Annotated in this window: 21 protein-coding genes and 1 pseudogene; 12 read left to right on the forward strand and 10 right to left on the reverse strand. The window is 58.8% G+C overall.

The features are described from left to right. Positions 1-755 precede the first annotated feature (755 nt). A complete protein-coding gene (locus NKJ58_RS31025; protein WP_023741142.1) occupies positions 756-980 on the forward strand; it encodes a DUF768 domain-containing protein in 225 nt (74 codons plus the stop codon). A gap of 188 nt (positions 981-1168) precedes the next feature. On the opposite strand, the gene NKJ58_RS31030 is transcribed toward NKJ58_RS31025, so the two are convergent. Next, positions 1169-1354, reverse strand: a complete 186-nt coding sequence (locus NKJ58_RS31030; protein ID WP_023833470.1) for a hypothetical protein — start codon at positions 1352-1354, stop codon at positions 1169-1171. Positions 1355-1563: 209 nt separating this feature from the next. On the opposite strand from NKJ58_RS31030, the gene NKJ58_RS31035 reads away from it, so the two are divergent. Then, positions 1564-1887, forward strand: a complete 324-nt coding sequence (locus tag NKJ58_RS31035) for an exopolysaccharide production repressor protein (protein WP_352497379.1) — start codon at positions 1564-1566, stop codon at positions 1885-1887. A gap of 449 nt (positions 1888-2336) precedes the next feature. Here NKJ58_RS31035 and NKJ58_RS31040 read toward each other — a convergent pair whose 3' ends face one another. The 6 genes from NKJ58_RS31040 to NKJ58_RS31065 all read right to left on the reverse strand — a co-directional run bounded on the left by NKJ58_RS31040 (position 2337) and on the right by NKJ58_RS31065 (position 8370). Further along, positions 2337-2552, reverse strand: a complete 216-nt coding sequence (locus NKJ58_RS31040) for a hypothetical protein (protein ID WP_023741144.1) — start codon at positions 2550-2552, stop codon at positions 2337-2339. A gap of 1346 nt (positions 2553-3898) precedes the next feature. Next, positions 3899-4438, reverse strand: coding sequence for a prepilin peptidase (locus NKJ58_RS31045; protein ID WP_352854667.1), 540 nt, complete (start codon positions 4436-4438; stop codon positions 3899-3901). A gap of 9 nt (positions 4439-4447) precedes the next feature. After that, a complete protein-coding gene (locus NKJ58_RS31050; protein WP_352597190.1) occupies positions 4448-4990 on the reverse strand; it encodes a tetratricopeptide repeat protein in 543 nt (180 codons plus the stop codon). Between the two features lie 53 nt (positions 4991-5043). Next, positions 5044-5994, reverse strand: a complete 951-nt coding sequence (locus NKJ58_RS31055) for a type II secretion system F family protein (protein ID WP_352597192.1) — start codon at positions 5992-5994, stop codon at positions 5044-5046. A 16-nt stretch (positions 5995-6010) separates the two neighbouring features. After that, positions 6011-6982, reverse strand: coding sequence for a type II secretion system F family protein (locus tag NKJ58_RS31060; RefSeq protein ID WP_352597194.1), 972 nt, complete (start codon positions 6980-6982; stop codon positions 6011-6013). Beyond that, positions 6982-8370 carry a TadA family conjugal transfer-associated ATPase gene (locus NKJ58_RS31065; protein WP_352758245.1) on the reverse strand — a complete coding sequence of 463 codons (1389 nt, stop codon included), beginning with the start codon at positions 8368-8370 and terminating at the stop codon, positions 6982-6984. Before NKJ58_RS31065 ends, NKJ58_RS31060 begins: the two co-directional genes overlap by 1 nt. A 528-nt stretch (positions 8371-8898) precedes the next feature. On the opposite strand from NKJ58_RS31065, the gene NKJ58_RS31070 reads away from it, so the two are divergent. From NKJ58_RS31070 to NKJ58_RS31115, 10 genes are all read left to right on the forward strand, one after another. Continuing rightward, positions 8899-9117 (forward strand): Flp family type IVb pilin, encoded by a 219-nt coding sequence (locus NKJ58_RS31070; RefSeq protein WP_352597198.1) that lies wholly within the window; start codon positions 8899-8901, stop codon positions 9115-9117. Between the two features lie 80 nt (positions 9118-9197). Next, on the forward strand, positions 9198-10235 hold the full coding sequence (gene cpaB / locus NKJ58_RS31075) for a Flp pilus assembly protein CpaB (protein WP_352597200.1): 1038 nt from the start codon (positions 9198-9200) through the stop codon (positions 10233-10235). 50 nt (positions 10236-10285) lie between these two features. After that, entirely contained in the window at positions 10286-11731 is a 1446-nt protein-coding gene (locus tag NKJ58_RS31080) for a type II and III secretion system protein family protein (protein WP_352597202.1), read from the forward strand. Positions 11732-11735: 4 nt separating this feature from the next. Continuing rightward, positions 11736-12017 (forward strand): hypothetical protein, encoded by a 282-nt coding sequence (locus tag NKJ58_RS31085; RefSeq protein ID WP_352597204.1) that lies wholly within the window; start codon positions 11736-11738, stop codon positions 12015-12017. A gap of 62 nt (positions 12018-12079) precedes the next feature. Further along, the gene (locus NKJ58_RS31090) at positions 12080-13612 is read left to right on the forward strand and encodes a TadE/TadG family type IV pilus assembly protein (RefSeq protein ID WP_352854668.1); all 1533 of its coding nucleotides are present in this window, start codon (positions 12080-12082) and stop codon (positions 13610-13612) included. Positions 13613-13617: 5 nt separating this feature from the next. Beyond that, entirely contained in the window at positions 13618-14154 is a 537-nt protein-coding gene (locus tag NKJ58_RS31095; protein ID WP_352758243.1) for a TadE/TadG family type IV pilus assembly protein, read from the forward strand. Positions 14155-14156: 2 nt separating this feature from the next. Beyond that, positions 14157-14792 carry a TadE/TadG family type IV pilus assembly protein gene (locus tag NKJ58_RS31100; RefSeq protein WP_352597210.1) on the forward strand — a complete coding sequence of 212 codons (636 nt, stop codon included), beginning with the start codon at positions 14157-14159 and terminating at the stop codon, positions 14790-14792. Then, positions 14789-15955, forward strand: a complete 1167-nt coding sequence (locus NKJ58_RS31105) for a CpaE/TadZ family protein (protein ID WP_352854669.1) — start codon at positions 14789-14791, stop codon at positions 15953-15955. The genes NKJ58_RS31100 and NKJ58_RS31105 overlap by 4 nt, the downstream gene beginning before the upstream one ends. Then, entirely contained in the window at positions 15936-16523 is a 588-nt protein-coding gene (locus NKJ58_RS31110; protein ID WP_023689303.1) for a L,D-transpeptidase, read from the forward strand. Before NKJ58_RS31105 ends, NKJ58_RS31110 begins: the two co-directional genes overlap by 20 nt. Beyond that, positions 16520-17113, forward strand: a complete 594-nt coding sequence (locus tag NKJ58_RS31115) for a hypothetical protein (RefSeq protein WP_023824910.1) — start codon at positions 16520-16522, stop codon at positions 17111-17113. The genes NKJ58_RS31110 and NKJ58_RS31115 overlap by 4 nt, the downstream gene beginning before the upstream one ends. A 23-nt stretch (positions 17114-17136) precedes the next feature. Here the strand turns inward: NKJ58_RS31115 and NKJ58_RS31120 are convergent, their stop codons facing one another. The 3 genes and pseudogenes from NKJ58_RS31120 to NKJ58_RS31610 form a co-directional block, all read right to left on the reverse strand. Then, a complete protein-coding gene (locus tag NKJ58_RS31120) occupies positions 17137-17676 on the reverse strand; it encodes a hypothetical protein (RefSeq protein WP_023726603.1) in 540 nt (179 codons plus the stop codon). A gap of 129 nt (positions 17677-17805) precedes the next feature. Next, the gene (locus NKJ58_RS31125; RefSeq protein WP_156931615.1) at positions 17806-17994 is read right to left on the reverse strand and encodes a hypothetical protein; all 189 of its coding nucleotides are present in this window, start codon (positions 17992-17994) and stop codon (positions 17806-17808) included. Positions 17995-18123: 129 nt separating this feature from the next. Beyond that, positions 18124-18222: pseudogene (locus tag NKJ58_RS31610) on the reverse strand (IS481 family transposase); the annotation flags it as partial.

Here is an 18222-nt window from a genome sequence, read left to right on the forward strand (position 1 = left end):
GCGTTCCTTCGCGGGAATCAGGTGACGTGAACAATCACCAGCCTGCCATGACCGCCCCCTCTCAGCGAATTTGCAGAACTCTCAGCACACTACCCTGTTTGAGCTTGGGCTTCATCAGAATGAAGGGCGACATGGTTCATCCGAATGTGGAAATTTGCGTTGGGGGGAGGTGAGAATGAGGCTACCAGGAAATGTGTTGGCTGGGAGAACGTCGAGGTGCAGTGCGGTCCGCGAAAGGGATCAATGAGGTTGAATGCACAGAACGTGCCGCCAAGACAGCCAGGTTGAAATCGCTACGCTTGGCTCAGATCTTGCCAGAGGCCGACCCGCACTTTTCGTTCAACGAGGAACTCGACTGCTCGGTACTTGTCGCCGTGCTGGCTCGGGAACCGCATAATAATCCAAAGCGGCCCGAATCCCATTCTTTCCGGCGGCTGCCCCTGCGACGAGGCCTTTGATCTCCTCAAGCAGCGCCGTTAGGCTTTGTCAACAATCGGCTTTTTTCGCCGTGGCGACCCCACATGGCTCTCAACAACGCGCACGTGCTCGGCGTCGACAGTCACCAGTGGCCGCAGGCTGACGGTTACCTTGTCGCGTGACCGGGCCGACTAATTCCATAATGGCCGATCACGGCCTTCGAAGTCGAATCGACAACCGCATACGGGAAGTCATAGGAGGGAATCGTCACGCTTATGCGATCGGGTGTCACCCGGCCGCGGGCGGGTGCAGTGTCAAGGATGAGAGGTTGCTAACAAATGAGCGTCCGTGGCCTGAGGTTTCTCGATAAGTGGGTAGCCAAACAACTGCCCATTGTGGCGCGGGGAGACCCCATCTCGGTTGGCGACTTGAAAGACCAGTTGATGACAGCTGCCGAGAAGGCCGGGATTCCTGCCGACGAGATCAACGGCGAGCTTGAAAGCGTCTTCGAATTGATTATCGAAGTGAATCGTCGTGTCGCCGAAAGGGTGGACTTAGCCTGAGGCTTCCCCGACGTGCCGGTCATGTCCTACATGCCGGACTGCCTGACAAGGGGCTCGCTTACCTAACCGGCCAGCGCCACGCCAATGCCATCTCAGAGCAAATGTAGATCGACACCGCGAATCCGTGAATCCCCGGTTTGTTCTGGTCATGGCTTCTGCGCCGGTCCGGTCACACAGCGCTGGTGCGTTCACCCCTCCGGCTGGGCAGGGTCCGGTTCTTGGTGCCGCTCTCGTTGATTTTCGAGGAACAGCTTGGCGAGTTCGCCCCACTCAGGATGATCCGTGGTTTTATGCTCTTCTACGAACTCGAGGAAAGCCTTGCGCAAAGCGTCAAGGTCGAAAACCCCAAGATGCTCGCCCATACCGTCGTCCATGCCCGCGACTCTCAACGGTATTAGCTTGTCCTCTCGTTTGAGCCTTCAAGAGGGATTCCCTGAGTTTTGGCTTGGGAGCGCCTACATGGTTAATGGCGTGATTGCTAATATGACTATATCTAGGCAGCGCGGGGGCTCTATCTTCGCGCGCGGTGGCCGGTGCGGCCCCACACCCAAAGACTGCAGCGACCATTTCTGTGGATGGGTAAGTGCTAGCCGATGCGACATCATGCTGCAGCGATATTTTAGAATCGGCTAATTGCGCAATCGCTAAATTAATGAAACGCGGAGGAATGTATTTTCCACAGTTTTTGGTCGGCATGTCTGCCACTGCGATCATTGTGGCGATCTGGACCTACATCGAAGCCGGTTCAATTTGGACCGCGCTCGGCTGTGCGGTCCTTGCGCTGATCGTTCTGCAAGTCGGGTACGCCGGGCTGGTCGTTTGCTTGATATACTGGCGATCATCGGAAGCGGCTGACTCGACTAGTCGAATTTCGGTCGCGGCTCAACAGAACGTCGACGGCATCTGATAGCCCGCGATCGTCTCGGCACGGTCACGTGACCCTGGGGCAGCAGTTTTGCCTCGCAGTGCCGCCAGCAAGTGGGCCTACAACGTCTTTGCGGTGACAGACACCTACCCCGAGCTTCGGGCTGAAAGCCTTATCATTGATCCAGACGCGGAACTGGAGGACGGGTGCGTTGTGGTCGCCATGTTTGGAGGCGGTCATCCGCAAACCATGAGCTGGCGCAACAATCACGGGCGAGGCTATGGGGGCCGCTTTGCCGCCAAGGGAAGTCTGCACGAGACGTTCCTTCTCGATTCCCTGGTGTGCGGACGAGGGCCATCTTCTTGCATTCGCATCCTCGGCCGGGTGTTCGGCTACCGGCCGCGCTTCCCGCGCTACAGAACCTGGAACGATCCAGTTTAATTCTCGAATAATTTGGCTCGCTCCCTCACAGTGGCGGGCTTTTTTGTTGCTCAGCCCCAACGTCTCGACGCCGGGCTGCGGAACGCAAACGTCGTGATGTCGTCACGGGAAATCCCGATGTCGCTGAGCATGTCGTCTGGTGACTTGCTCAACTCGTCCGTCGCCTTCAACAGCGCCTTCTGCTCGGCTCGATGACGGACCCAATCGGCAAGGGGACCAACTGCGACAAGACGAAGATTCACAAGCATAGGAAGGTTCACAAGCATCGGGACCACTCCCTTTACCCCTGCAGGAAACTGCACGTAGCCTACGCCGATACGTCGATGCGTCCGTGACAAACCTCACAGATCGATCCGAACGGGCAAAAACTGCCCGGACGCCTGACGGTGGCGGGCCTTTTATATATTAGCAATGCATAAAATTCGAGAAGGTTCATGGCATGGTTGTTAGCAAACTCGCTGCTATCGTGCGACGCAGGGCTCGGTGGATGGTGTGCTGGAATGCGCGGGGCTGGATGGATCAGGGGTCTGATGGAAGCTGACGCTCGCGATCTGCGGAGCGAGATCAGTCGGCTACAAATAGACTTGATCGCTGCCGCCAACTCTCAGGGTAAATCCAGGCTGCATGACGTCGCGCACACACTGCGATGCCAGAAGGCGCGGCTGGAACGTCTGGAAGAGTGCCTCGCTTCAATGACGTCGAATGTCCGGCCAGAGGCATCCGCAACCCCGCCCCATGAAGGCCGGCCGTAAAAGGCAGCTCATCATTTCCGAAAGAGAACCCGCTGCCTCGCGGTGGCGGGCTTTTTATTGCTCAGCCCCTTGCCGGCAGCGGCTTGTCCGTGTTGCGGCGGAAGGTCATGCGAAGCCGGAAATTTTTTTGCCAGGAATGGTCGCCTCCGCGCCGATCGCCGGCTCCCGAGGCAGATCACCACCAGGCGACTCCTGCAAAAGCAGATAATTTGGGAGACTGTGTGCAGAGAGCGCACAGATTCTTCTTCTCTTCCTTTTTTCGATCTGGAACCTGCCATTGAAGCGATCTTCGATGATCGTGCCAATGTCGTTAGGAGCGCTGGGGAACGCATGGCACGCTGTCCAGGCGCGAACTGAGGCGGGGTGGCGGGCGCGCGGCCGCGAGCAGGAGACCCTGGCGGTCTTCGCCGCACGGGTCGGCGAAAACCATGCGGCGTTATGAACTCGCCGGTGACGATTCCGAAGTCGGCGAGCGCACCATCGACTCCAGATCAACCCCCTGCACCGCAAGATCGAGCGCGATCCGCTCCAAATCCGGGTCTCGCTGCAGACGGTGCGCGGTATTGGGGACAGGCACCACTGATCGCTATGTACGGCGCCATTTTCGGACGAACGTCTTTTTGATGATTGGGAGCGGTGGCGGTTCGGCGCTGATAATTGTTGGTGTCGCCGGTTTGTTGACAACAGCCGCAAACGGGAACGCCACGGCACCAACAATCAATCCAGCCGCCAACCAGGCAACTGTCGACCGGTAATCCTGTATCATAGCGCACCCTCAATAGGCAGATAGACTGCCAGTTCGGCACTAAGCAAAGATTACGTCGGTGCGCGCTTCGTGCAGCAAAGCGGACTGCCGAGGTTCAATTAAGCTGATCCAGGATTCCTGAGCTGCTCGCCACCACCCAACTCCCGTAAATCTGGAAACCGATAGCGCCAATCGCAGCTGCCGAAATCGGCACGCCAAAAGGAACGACGCCCTTCCTGTCCATATGCTGGACATAGACGCGAAACGCGCCCGCCGGCAGCAGGAACGGATTTACCACCACCACGGCCATGGCAACGGCGAACACCATCAGCAGCAGAGAAAACACAACAAGGCCGGCGCCGCCGACCAGAAGCGGCATGACTGCCATCAGCTTGACATCGCCGGCGCCCACCTTGCGCAAGGCCCAGAAGGGGAAGAACACGACAAACAGCAGGAGGCCGGCAGCCACGCTCATGCCCATGTCCCACCAGGATCCGGACTGAACAGCCACCAACAGCAGCGAGCCTAAGCCCAAGCCGAGCAGCAGCAGCACGATGCCGTTGGATATCTTTTGGGTGGTGAAGTCCACCCAGGCAACCCTTGCAAGCAGAGGGATGGCCAACGCCTTCAATGGCAGCGATGCGACTAGCAACATGCAGACAGCCTACCGCTCGACGTTCTGCACGCTGGACGACAGGAGCTTCAGATTGTTGACCACGGTCGGATCGTTGGGTGCCAGCTCATAGGCCTTGAGGAAATTCGCGCGCGCGTCCTGCAACTTACCGCGCAGCAGATAGGAATAACCGATATTATTGTAATACTCGGGCGACGCCCCCATCAGCTTGAAGGCTCGGCCATAGGCCCGATCGGCGAGGTCGAAGCGGCGGATGCGATCGCAGGAGGCGGCCAGTCCCATCCAGGCGCCACCATCATTGGGGGCCAGTTGCGTCGCCTTGAAGAACAAGGCACCGGCATTGCCGTAATTTTCCGCGCGGAACTGGTTCTTGGCCTCTGCAACAGCCTGGTCCGAGGCGTAATATTCGACGTCGCCGACCGTCTTCAGCCCGTCGAACGCATCGCCAAAGGACGTTACATCGCCTTTCGACGGCTCGTTGGTGCGAACGACACCGTCGGATGTGTCCGCCGTCTGGCAGCCGACAAGCACTACCGTCAATAGGCAGGCTGCGACCGCGACAACTCTTTTCATGCAGTTCCCCTCGAACCCTCCGGACTCATATTAGGACCAAAGCATACATGCAACTAGAAGAAAATGCCCCTCATCCGAATGATAACCGGCAACATGATGACCATCAAGACAACCGGAAAAATGCACAGTCCCAAGGGGATCATCATCTTGACCGGCAAAGCATTAGCGCGCTCCTCGGCGCGAAGAATTCTCTGGCTGCGCATCTCGTCGCTATAGACGCGCAGCGCCTCCGTGAGACTGGTGCCAAGTTCTTCCGATTGCCGAAACAGAACGGCCAGCGCCCGCGCCTCGTCAAGGCCAATACGATCCGACAGATCGCGCAATGCGTCGCGCAACGGCTTACCCGCCCGCAGTTGCAGAGTCATGATGGCAAGCTGGATCCCCAGCCATTTGTGGGTTCCCGCCAGTTCGTTACTAACACGCTCCACCGCAGCTTCCAGGCTCATACCTGCGTCCGCGCACGTGATCATCATATCCATGAAGTCGGGAAAGCCGCGACGGTAAATTTGCATCTGAGCTTTCTCGAAGCGGTCAAGCCCAATACTGGGGACAACCAGACAGGCGAGCCCAAACAAGCCGGCGCCTGCAAATGCAATAAAGCCGGGCATTTGAGGTGGCAACACCCGAGATAGCAGCGTGTAGGCAGCAAAAAAGCCGATAGCTACAGCAGCTATGCGCGACAAGGTATAAACAAGGGGCGCATTTGGCTGGTGGAACCCGGCGCGAAAAAGCTTCGTCTCAAGCGCATTCGGCTCACCCCGCTCCTTCTCAATTGTGCGGAAATAGGCGTCGATCGGCTTTTGTGCCGATATCCTGGCGAGTTGCTCTTGGCCGGCAAGCGAACGACGGTCGACAATGCCCTCTGCCAAGAGGCTTTGCGCCACCAATTTTCTCGTCTGCAACGCTGGTATAAAGACCAAAGCGCAGAACAGAAAGAGCGCCGCCGCCGCCATGAACACGGCAACCGAAACCAGAAAGCTCAAACCCTGAATGGTGGACAACACAGCCGTGCTTCACTCCTCAGAAACCGAAGTTGACCATGCGATACATGATAAAATCGCCCAGAAGCGCCCATCCCCCGAAAATCATGAACACAGGCAGGATTATCGGGTTGTTCCATACGGTCCCATAGTAGGACGGAGCAGCGAACTGGAGGATAAAGAACATCGCGACCGGGAAAAGCGAGATGATCCAGGCCGACATTCGGCCCTCGGCTGAAAGGGCCCTGATTTTCAGCCGGAGCTTTTGCCTCTCCCGCAACACCAATGAGAGATTAGCAAGGATCTCAGTCAGATTGCCACCGGTCTTTGACTGAATCGAGAGCGACACCGAAAGCAGGTGAAGGCCTTCGAAACCCACTCGTTGCGACAACTTTCGAACGGCTTGTTCGATGCTCAGTCCGAAGGCGATTTCGTCGGCGACGATGCCGAATTCTGTGCCGAGCGGATCGGGCATTTCCCGGGCGACGAGACCGATCGCCACGGAAGCCGGGTGGCCGGCGCGCAGCGAACGGACGATCATATCAAGTGCGTCGGGAAGTTGCTTGGCGAACCTCTGGATTCGTTTGTTGCGGGCGCGACGAAGGACAAGAAGAGGCAGCGCAAAACCCACCAGCAGAAAAACGATGAGCGCGGCAATAGAGGAAAAGCCGAAAAGCAACTTCAGAGCCAGCGCAAGCATCAGCCCCGCGAGGAGGAACATTGCCGCGAAAGCCAGCGGATTGCCCGTGATACCTGATTGCGTATAGAGTCGGTTTAGCCCGATCGCGCGAAAAACAAAGTCGCCCGATTCCGTCAATCCACGTTCTCGCAAGAGGCCTTGGAGGGTCTGCTCGGCCGGCGCCTCCTCTGCAAGCCGCTTAAGTCGTCGGTTGATCGTGCCGATTCTGATTCGTCGTCCAGCATAAGACAAGTAGAGTGACTCGGCGGCAAGGATCACCGATGCCGCTGCCAGCACATAAATGAAGTAGAGCAAGGTCTGACCTGTCGGCATCAGAGCGGAACCTGCGGATTGAAGGCGTCCTTGGCGAAATGGTGACCAAGCGTCGCCGCTTCCTGGGCGAACCGCGGGCGAACCCCTGTTGCGCGAAAATCTCCAACAATCTTGCCTTCCGGCGTCACGTCGCGGCGGACAAAATGATAGATCTCCTGAAGCTGAACGACATTGCCTTCCATGCCTGTCAGTTCCGATATGGAAACGACCCTTCTGCCCCCATCGGCGAGCCGCTGCGTCTGCACGATGATGTCGATGGCTGAAGCAATCTGTGCCCGTATGGATTCGTGCGTCATCGGCATGCCGGCCATGCCGACCATCTGTTCCAGACGAGAAATAGCGTCGCGAGGCGTGTTGGCATGGATGGTGGTCATCGAGCCTTCATGGCCGGTATTCATCGCCTGAAGCATGTCGAAGGCTTCCTCGCCACGCACCTCACCGACGATGATGCGGTCGGGCCGCATGCGCAGCGCGTTCTTGACCAACTCACGCTGACGGACCTCGCCCTTGCCCTCGACATTCGGCGGCCGTGTTTCGAGCCGACCGACATGCGGCTGCTGCAGCTGCAGTTCCGCCGCATCCTCGATGGTGATCAGGCGTTCCCTGGACGGGATGTAGCTCGACAGCGCGTTGAGCAAGGTCGTCTTGCCGCTGCCGGTGCCACCCGAAACCAGGATCGACTTGCGCGCCTGGACGGCGATTCGCAGCAGATCGATCATCGGCTGCTTGATTGAATTGAGCGTCATCAGTCGTTCGAGCGAATACGGATTCTTCGAGAATTTGCGGATTGAGACCAGCGGGCCGTCCACCGATATCGGCCGAACCGCGATGTTGACGCGGGAGCCGTCCTCCAGCCGCGCATCGACCATTGGGGACGATTCGTCGACGCGCCGGCCGATCGCCGAAACGATCTTGTTGATGACGCGCAGCAGGTGCGCCTCGTCACGAAACCGGATAGCCGTCTCTTCAACCAGGCCACGCCGTTCAATGAAGACACGCTTGTGGGTGTTGATCAGGATATCGGTAATGGAGTCGTCCTTGAGCAACGGCTCGATCGGCCCGAGCCCCAGCATTTCGTCGGCCGTGTCGATGGTCAGTTGATCGAGCTCGCGGGCATTCAGCGGCACGTTTCGACCGCGAACGAACTCACGCACGATCGGCCGGATCTCGTTCAGGATTTCATCCTTGGACGCATTTTCAAGGGCGGTCAGATTGAAACGATCGATGAGATGGCGGTGGAGTTCGACCTTGAGTGTCAGGAAATCGTCGCCGCCCGATTCGATGTCAGCGGCCGGCGAAAGGGCCGGAGCGGCAGGCAGCACAGTCGGCTGCTCGGCCCTTGTCGAGGCCTGCAACTCGCTTGGTCCCTTGATAAACCGCCCCAGCATAATCCCTTATACCCCCGTTAGCCCTTATTAGCGGAAACTAAACGTTAACCAAGCGAGGCACAAGCGCTGGAGGGTCTCACGTGGAGCCAATGCTTTCAACATAGTTAAGGAGGACGCCAGAAAAATATCGTTTTATTTCGACGCCGCGCGCTTTACCCTCTCCCCAACTTCCACCTCGCGGGACCTTTCATACCGCAACAAATGAGATGCGGGTGAAAAATGTCGGTAAACCCTTAGATATAAAGGAATATGCAGCTTCGCTAATGCAACTGTCGTTTTGCCTTGGCTGTGGCCAAATTGTGAACGAATGGTTAAAGCCGGTTGAAAATTCAGCCGAATCAAGCTCTTACTAGAATTCAAATGGCTTTTGCGTTCGCAAGTTCAGGTATTGGAAGGTTAAGGAACCGTTAATCCGTTTGACTCTGCTTTTTCGTGCGACCTAGGATCGAGGTGACGGGGGATGCTTGGGTATGGGGTTCATCCTTGGCTCTGTCTCGTCGGGTTCAACCTCCAAAGGGAGACATTGACATGAAGAAGCTCATGACGGTGGCCCGGCAGTTCCGCGACGATGAAAACGGCGCTGCTATGGTCGAATATTCCATCCTAGTCGGCATTATCGCCGCGGCAGCCATTCTCGCGATCCTCGCGATCGGCGGCTGGGTTACAGGTCGTTTCACCGGTCTCTGCACCGCGCTGGAAAACTCGCCAATCGGGTCCTGCAACGGCGCGACCGGCGTCGGCACCTGATCACGTAATAGTACTCAGGCCCGGATCGATCGATCCGGGCCTGAGTTTCAGCGCGGCGGGCAAATTGGGGCTTGGAGTTCATGCGTGCCAACACTTTGATAATGATTGTCCTAGCCGGCGTGTTCGGTGTCCTGGCGGTGGTTCTCGCAAACTTCTGGCTGGCTAGTCAGCGTAGCGCTTTGGCCGAGGCTAACGGCCTGCAGCGCGACACTGTGGTGGTAGCAGCAGTGCCTTTGAAATTTGGCGATACACTGTCGGCCGACAAATTGCGCGAAATCGCGTGGCCGGCCGGCGCGGTTCCGGCTGGTGCCTTCAGAACAACGAAAGAGATTTTAGGCGAAACTCCGAAGCAGGCATTGCAGGCCATCGGCGCCAACGAGCCCGTACTTGCCTCCAAGGTCACCGGCCCAGGCCAGCGCGCCACACTTTCGGCGGTGCTTAGTGAGGGCATGAAAGCCGTTTCCATCAGGGTCAACGATGTGCTCGGGGTAGCTGGTTTCGTTTTCCCCGGCGACCGGGTCGATGTGCTGCTGACGCGCACGGTGCGCGGCGATGGCGGCGCGGACCAGAGTTTTGTCGACGTGCTGCTGCAGAGCATGAAGGTGCTCGCCATCGACCAGGTGGCGGATGAAAGCAAGGACAGCCCGACGGTTGTGAAGTCGGTGACGCTAGAGGCCAGCACCAAGGACGCGCAGAAGCTGACATTAGCGGCCGGGGCAGGCCAATTGTCGCTGGCCCTTCGCCAGGCTGCCGCAAGCAAAGGCGAGGCGACCGAACGCGTGACATTGTCTGACCTGAGCGGCGAGACGCCCGCGGATGTCGCGAAGAGGCAGGCCGAACTCGATAAGCAGGCGGCGGCCGAAGCGGAGGCCGCGGCTGAGCGCAAGCGAGCCGACGATAAGATTGCCGGATTGACCCAGGCGGTGGACAGAGTGGGAAGCCGCCTCGACGAGTTGGGCAAAGTGAAGCCGGCTCCGGCCGTGGCGTCCGCGCCGGAAGTCCGGGAAGTCGTTAAGGAAGTGATAAAATACGTACAGCCGGAACCGCCGAAGAATGTTACAGTGGGCGTGTTTCGCGGCGTGAAGCTCGAATCCTACGATGTGCCGCGACAACCATAGCAGACACGCGGCAATCGAGGGCTGCCGGCGGCAGTGATTGGGGAGATAGGATGCAGGGGATTTGGGCTAGGATGGGGGCGGCCGCGTTGTCCGGTCTGGCTGCGTTGGTGCTATCGGGCCTTGCGGCCGATGCGGCTGACCGTTTCATCGACGTGTCGAACCCGAGCGTCCATCGCGTCTTCCTGCCGATGTCACAGTCGGTGACGCTCCAGGTGAGCGCCAACCTCGGCGATATCGTAGTCGGCGACGAGAAGATCGCCGATGCCCAGCCGATGACCGACCGGACGCTTTATGTCATCGGCAAGAGCGCCGGCACCACCACGGTCAATCTCTTCTCCCCGGAAAAGCGTTCGCTGGGCGTCATCCAGATCGAAGTCGGTGTCGATGTCAGCGACATGGCGCAGGCGATCCGTCAGGTGGCGCCTCGGGCGCGCATCGAGATCGGTTCGATCAACGGCAAGGTGAGGCTTGGCGGCCATGTCAAGGACGGCGCCACGCTGGCATCGATCCTTGAGGTGGTGCAGCAATATGGCCCCGACGCCATCATAAATTCCGTCATCGTCGACGACAGCCAGCAGGTGAATCTCGAGGTGCGTGTGCTCGAGGCCAAGCGCAATACCGGGCGCGACCTCGGTGTGTCGATCAGGAGCACAAACGGTAGCGGCACGTCACGCACCGGAACCGGCATTGCCGCCGTCGATGAAGACGATGTGGTGCTTGGACCGGGCGGTCTGCTTAGCGGTCTACTGTCGAACAGTAGTCCCTTCGCGGCGCTGATCACCCGCGTCATCGACAGCAACATCAAGGTCGACCTGATCATTGAAGCGCTTGAGGCCAAGGGGGCTGTGCGCACGCTGGCTGAGCCCAATCTCACCACGCTGTCCGGTGAGCCGGCCAGCTTCAACGCCGGGGGCGAAGTGCCTATCCGTGTCATCGGCACCGATGGTGAGGTAACCATCACGTACAAGCAATTCGGCGTCAATCTGCTGTTCACGCCGGTCGTACTCGACGACGGCAAGATCCATATGAAGCTGGCGCCGGAGGTGAGCGACCTGACCGGTTTCACCACCGCCGGCGACCCGATCTTCACCAACCGCAAGCTGGCGACCGTGGTCGAACTGCGCGACGGCCAGAGTTTCGCTGTCGGCGGGTTGTTGTCCAGCAAGACCACCAAGCTGCAGAACCAGGTGCCGTGGCTCGGCCAGGTTCCGGTCATCGGCTCACTGTTCCGCAATTCGAGCAACCAGAAGGAAGAGACCGAACTCGTCGTGATCGTCACGCCGCACATCGTGCGGCCGGTCAAGCCCGGCGAGCAACTGGCGACCCCGTTCGATAAGACGCGGCCGGCCAACGATCCGGAATTCTTCATCCTCGGTCAGCTCGAGGTGAACAAGGATATGATCCGCAAATATGAAACGGGAGACGGTGTGACCGGCCCCTATGGCCACATGCTGGACTTCAAATCGAAGGACAAGATGCTCTATGTCAAGAAATAGCGCCTTGGTCCTCCTCTTGTGTGCCGGCGCGCTGTCAAGCTGCGCCGCCGACTATCTGAACCATTACGATTCGGTGACCCTGGCCGCCGGCGATACGCAGAAATACAATTCGCTGCTGCAGACGGTCGATCCATTCAACCCGAATTCGAAGAACACACATATCGAAGGCGACGGCACGCGGGGTGCGCTTGTTGCCCGTAACTACAAATTTCCGCCACCACCACCGTCACCGCCTGCAATCACGGTCAATGTCGGCGGTTCTGGTGTGACCAACGGAGCGAATTGAGCAGAAGGATGCGATGCGCCGGGCTTCGAAGGGCTTGGCGCGAGGGGTAAAGGGATAGGGCCATGCTGCGAACTGTTCGCGCGTTCTGGCACGATCAGAAAGGACTAGCGCTGATCCTCGTCAGCGTCATGCTGCCGGCGATCATCGGTTTTTCCTTGTTGGCGATCGACATGAGCAGGGTCAACAACCTGCACAACGATCTGCAGAAGGGCGCCGACGCGTTTGCGCTTGCGGCTGCAGCGGAGTTGGACGGGAGCAGTGGCTCCTGGGTGCGCGCCGAACGGGCCATGGCGACGCTTGTGCACAACGAAAGCAATTTCTCGACCGCAGGCAGAGTCCCGATGGGCGCTGGCCAACCGGGAGGCACGCAGCGCTGCAACAGTGCCGGAAGCATCTCCTGGTGCTTCCTCAAGGCCATCCCCCCGTCTGACGGCCACAAGATCACAACAGCCAACCAAGGCTCCTATCTGGCCGACAGTACGCCTGCCGTCGGAGAAAAGGAAACGCGATTCATCCAGGTGACAGTCGTTCCCGAAGGGTTTGCCGCAATCTTCCCAGCCTCTTTTGTAACGTCCGGCGCCAGTGACAGCTTCAATGTCGGAGCAGTCGCGGTGGCGGGTTTCACCTCCGGCGTCTGCGATTTTACACCGGTTTTCATGTGCAATCCCTATGAGATGGCGAACGGAATAAACAATGCCGGCGGCTACACGCTTGAGCAGGCCGTTTCCAACCCGGCCGTCCATCGCCGGCTGATAGAACTGAGGAAGGTCGGAAACGGGGCTGCCGCTGGTCCGGGTAATTTCGGGTTCCTTGAACCCCCGCAAGGCATAGGAAACGGTGCCCAAGCGCTGGCTGAAACGATTGCGACTTCAACCCCAATCGGATGCTACAATTCCGCGAGCGTTTCGACAAAAACCGGCCAGAATGCTGGCCCGGTGCAGGACGCCTTCAATGTCCGGTTCGGAATAAAAGCCAGCGGAAACAACTTCAACACTCCTGTATACGGTCCAGCCGCGAACGTCCGCAAAGGGGCGATAAAAACCCAAGGAAGCGCGAACCAATGCCCTTCCATGAACCAACTTTCATTCACCTTAGCTGGAACAATGGGCCTTCCGCGGGATGCAACCACTCCGTATCTGAGCGGCCGGATGGGCGATGGAAATTGGAATTTCTCCGGCTACTGGAGCACCAACTTCCATTCCGCTGCTTACCCTGCATCATGGGACACAACAAAGCCAACGCGCTATGAGGTGTACCGTTACGAGATATCGGCAGGTCTGGTGAGCAGCGCGTCAACAGGTGGAGAGGTCGGAACCCCGTCGGCGGCTTGCCAGCCGCCTGTCACGACAATTGATCGTCGGTTGATTTATGGCGCGATCCTGAACTGCAACGCGCTAGAAGCAGCGGGCAACGATCTATCCGGCCACAGCACCAATCTGCCTGTCGAAGCCTTCGGCAGTTTCTTCCTCACGGAACCTGTTCCCTCGGCGTCTGACGACGCGTCGGTGATGGTCGAACTTGTCGACGTAACCGGCGGTGCCGGCCAAGGTACGCTTGACAATTTTCTTCGCGACGAAGCCCAACTCTACCGGTGACGCCAATGATGAAAGCGCTGTCCCAACATCTCCACCGATTTCGACGCGAGCAACGGGGTACGGTTCTCGTCGAAATGGCGCTAATCGCACCGCTGATACTTCTGTTTTCGGGAGGCGTGTTCGAGTTCGGCAACTTGATCCACAAGAAGCTTCTGATGGAAGCCGGCCTGTCGGATGCGGCACGTTTTGCCGCGCGGTGCAACAGTCAGTTGTACACCAAGGCGGGGCTGGCGGCGATAAACTGCGCAGACATCGCTGCGAACATCGCCGTGTTCGGCAAAGCAGCAGCAAATCCGTCAACGGATACCCCGCGCGTCAATGGCTGGCAGAAAACCGATGTAACGATCACCATCGCAGCCGCCGGCTCCTGTCACGACGCTGTAGAATCCGGCGTCACCCAATATCGAACTACCACTGCACAAGTCTGCATAGTCAGGGCGGCTGGGACGTTGGCCTATAGTGGCATCGGAATGCTGTCGCTGGTCGGCATCAACTCTATGACGCTGCATGGCTTTCACGAAGAGCGGTTGATCCGATTCTGAGCATGATCAGGCGCTTTGCAAAATCAGAAGACGGCTCAACCATGGTGGAAATGGCCATTGTATCGACTCTGCTGTTTACGCTGACGCTGGGGTTCGTCGACTTCGGCTACGCCTTCTATCAATGGAATGCTGCGACCAAGGCCGTGCAGATCGGCGCCCGCTTGGCGTCGATATCGGATCCCATTGCAACCAGCCTCGCGACTGCCGGGCCGACATCGTCTCCGGGCGCTCCGGTCGTCGCCGGCGTCTATGGGCCGTTCGTCTGCACGTACACCGCCGGCACGGGCGCTTGCAGCAACAGCGGCGGCTTCAGCGCCGCCAATTTCAGCCGCATCTTTCGCGGCGACACGGCAAACACCGACAGCGACGCCTGTCCCGACCTTGCCGCAGACCAGCGGGCTGGCATGTGCCACTTCTTTCCAGGCCTGCGGCGCGACAATGTTGTCGTCACCTATGCCGCTACAGGTCTGGGATATCAGACCCGACTGGGTGGGCCGGTGCCGACAATTACCGTCAACCTCCGGAACATAACCTTCCAGTTCTTCTTCCTGCAAGGACTACTCGGGTACGCTAACAAAACTATGCCCTCCATGCTAAGCACGGTCACGGGCGAAGACTTGAAGAGTACTTTCCCATGAACGCCATCGACACAAAGGTCCTTCCGACCAAGCGAAAGCAGGTGGCGCTTTTCTCGTCGGATGCGAATTTCAAGCGCGATGTGGCGACGCGGCTCGATGCGCTGGCGATCTACGACGTCAGGGTTTCCGAGACCGGCGACTTCCTCAGGGGGCCGCCCGTGGATACGCGCCCCGGCATCGTAATCCTCGACCTCGGCAATGGCGAGTTGCTCGGAAGGCCGGGCATCGTCGAGGCGCGCGCCCTTTGGGCGACCGTGCCGCTGATCGCGGTCTCCGACGAGCTGTCGTCGGAGCAGACGCGGGTGCTGGTGCGCATGAACGCTTCGGACTGGCTGCACAAGCCGCTCGATGGCAAGGAACTGCTCAACGCAGTGACTTTCCACGACACCGGCAACCAGGGAACCAAAAGCCGCATCATTACCTTCATCAGTGCCAGCGGCGGCGCCGGCGCGACGACGCTCGCTTTGTCGGCGGCCGAATTCCTGGCGTCGAAATCGAAGGAACGCGGGGCTTCCACCTGCCTGGTCGACCTCGATTTCCAGAGCGCCAATTGCGGAGCCTATCTCAACCAGTTCAACCAGTTCGACCTCGGCGGGATCATCGGCCAGCCGGAGAGGCTCGACGTCGAGCTGATGGACGTCATCAAGCTCTCGCGCCCGTCCGGGCTGACGCTCTATTCCTTCGAGAGGCCGCAATTGCCTTTCGAACCGCAGGGCAGTGATTTTGTCTTCCGGCTGCTGGACCTCGTCGCCTACCGGTTTGACGACATCGTCATCGACCTGCCGAACATCGAGACGCCTTGGCACAATTCCGTGCTGTCGACGAGCGATGAGATATTCATCGTCTTCGAACTCAACGTCGCCTCGCTGCGGCAAGGCAAACGGCTCTACAAGAAGATCCGTGAGTTGCGCGGCAATGCTGTCAGCATCACGCTGGTCGCCAACAAGCACAAGCGCAAATGGTTCGGCAACCATTTTTCGCGCAGCGAACTCGAAAAGATCTTCAAGGCGCCGCACATCAAGTCGGTCGCGCTGGACAATGCGCTCCTCACCGATGCGTTGAACCGTGCTATCCTGCCTGCCGAGGTGGATGGGCGTGCGCGCTTCAACAAGGACCTGAAGCGGATGTTCAAAGAGCGGCTCGATGACGCTGCTGCCAAATAGGTATCGGATCGTCCTTGGGTTGGTCTGCGCCATGGGCATGGCGCTGGCGATGTCGGTCCAGGATTTTGCCAGCGCGCGATCGGCACTTTCGGATCGGCCGCCGCTGCCGGCAATGGGCCCCAGCCTGCGCAAGACAGTTGCCTTCGAGACGACAGAACAGCCCGGAACAATCGTTATCCGCAAGGGCGAGAAAGCGCTTTACCTGGTGACCCGACAGGGCCAGGCGCTTCGCTATCAGATCAGCGTCGGACGCGACGGATTTGGCTGGACCGGGGTCGTCAAGGTGGGGGCGAAGACCGAATGGCCGGAATGGCGCCCACCCCGCGAAATGCGCGCCCGCCAGCCGGACCTGCCGCAAATGGTGCCTGCCGGTCCCTACAACCCACTCGGCGCCAGGGCGCTCTATCTGCTTCGGGACGGGCGTGACACGCTCTATCGGATACACGGAACCAACGATCCCAAGGGTGTTGGCTTCGACGGAACATCGGGGTGTTTTCGCCTTACCAACACCGATGTGATCGATCTCTTCAAGCGCGTCGCGATCGGCGCAAAGGTGGTGGTTCAATGACGATGATCAGCGAACCGGACATGCCGGCAATCGAGATTGGGACAGCAGCCCGCACCGGAGAGCAAGCTGCCGTTGTGAAACCGAGCGACAAAAGCATTATCGGCGCGGTCATCATCGGCACGTCCCTGCTCACTTTGGTGAATATGGTAGCCGCGGTTTATCTATACCGCGGCATCAGCGATATGCGCTTTCTGGAAGGGCGCCTGGAACAACTCGGGACGTTTGAACAACGAATCGGGGGCCGGCTGGACACGGTCAACAACGGTTTTCAGAGCCGATTTGAAAAACTGGACACTCAACTGCAGAGCAGCTTTGGCGAAATCAACCGGAGCATAGCCCGGCTGGAACAGAACCAGCCTATTGTCCATGACGAAATCACGTCGAGCGCAGCGGAACCTTCCGTCGACACGACCAGCAGCATGGCGGAGGCGCCTGCTGTTCTCGATGGTGAAGACGCGACCGAGCCCAGCGTCGTCGATACACCGCGTCCGCCCAAAAGGAGGATTGCAGCTGCAGCGCCTGCCCCAAGCCCCGACTACCAGCGCATAGAGCAGGCCGACGGCAAGGTTTACTACCGGAAGATCAACTAACGCCGGAAAAAGGTGGGGCTATCCTAGAGATCTCGCTGCAGAGCAACGAGCCTAGCGGCCAGCGCTTCGGACCGCTGTCGGGTTTCGCTGAGGAAGATGACATGGCAGTAGGCGCATGCCGTCACGCCCAGAAACAGCACAAGACTGTTCTTCAAGGTGAAATCGACCGTTAGTTGGAACGGAAGGCCGCCGGGTACCGTGAAAGAGGCGATCGTGCTGGCTGTTTCGGAATGGCTGGTGACAGCGATCATCAACCCGGCGAAAAGCAGGGCGACGTGGTTGGCAAGGAAGAAGAACGCGGCCGACCTTCTTGTGCGGCACGCCATCCAGCAAGCGGTCGACGCGGCGGCCAGCATCAAGGCATCAAAAACCATCGACGACCCGAGATAAAGATCGACCTGTTGCCAGAACATGGTCGACAGCGGCCTTAGTTCAAGCCAAAACCGCCACATTGTGGGACTGGCCGGATATGCTCCCAGCAAGAAAGTCGCCATGCGCTCCCCTGCCAAGATAAGCAGGATCAGAGCTGGGAAGGCAAAGAGCATTATCGACTTGCGCTTCATGTCACCCTCGACAAACTGGCAACAAGATAGCTTGCAGAGATTGAGCGAGGCTTAACGGAGCGTTGGTGGTGCCGCGGCAGCGCAGCCAGCGGCGCATGGCAGCTGCATATCAGAAAGCGGCATGCGCCATTAGTTGTTTTGGGTGAGCACGAGCGTCACCACCTTCGGCTCGACTCGTTGCAGACATCGTTCCGGAATATTGGGCCACATCGCCTTGGCGCATCCCTCTTCGCCTGGCGCCGGCGCCAGCGAGAGTTCTGAGCTACGGGCTTCCTCGGCGGTCGACAGGAATACCTGTGTAGCCAGCGCGGTCGCCATGGATACCTGGACGAGGATAAGAGCGTAAGCGAAACTTCTGATCATCCGCTCGCAACGCCGAATTCGCGAACTGGTTCCAATGGCCTGGCTACCGGGTAACCACGATCGCGATTCTTGCGCTTCAGTGCCTTAAATGTTTAGTCCCAAGGTTTGATGGGTTGGATCGAGCCTGAATCGTTCGGGCTCTTTTGTCCAGATTTTGCAGATGTATTCAAAGGGCGTGAGGCC

This window comes from Mesorhizobium sp. M0139, assembly GCF_040322455.1.
Lineage (GTDB): Bacteria > Pseudomonadota > Alphaproteobacteria > Rhizobiales > Rhizobiaceae > Mesorhizobium.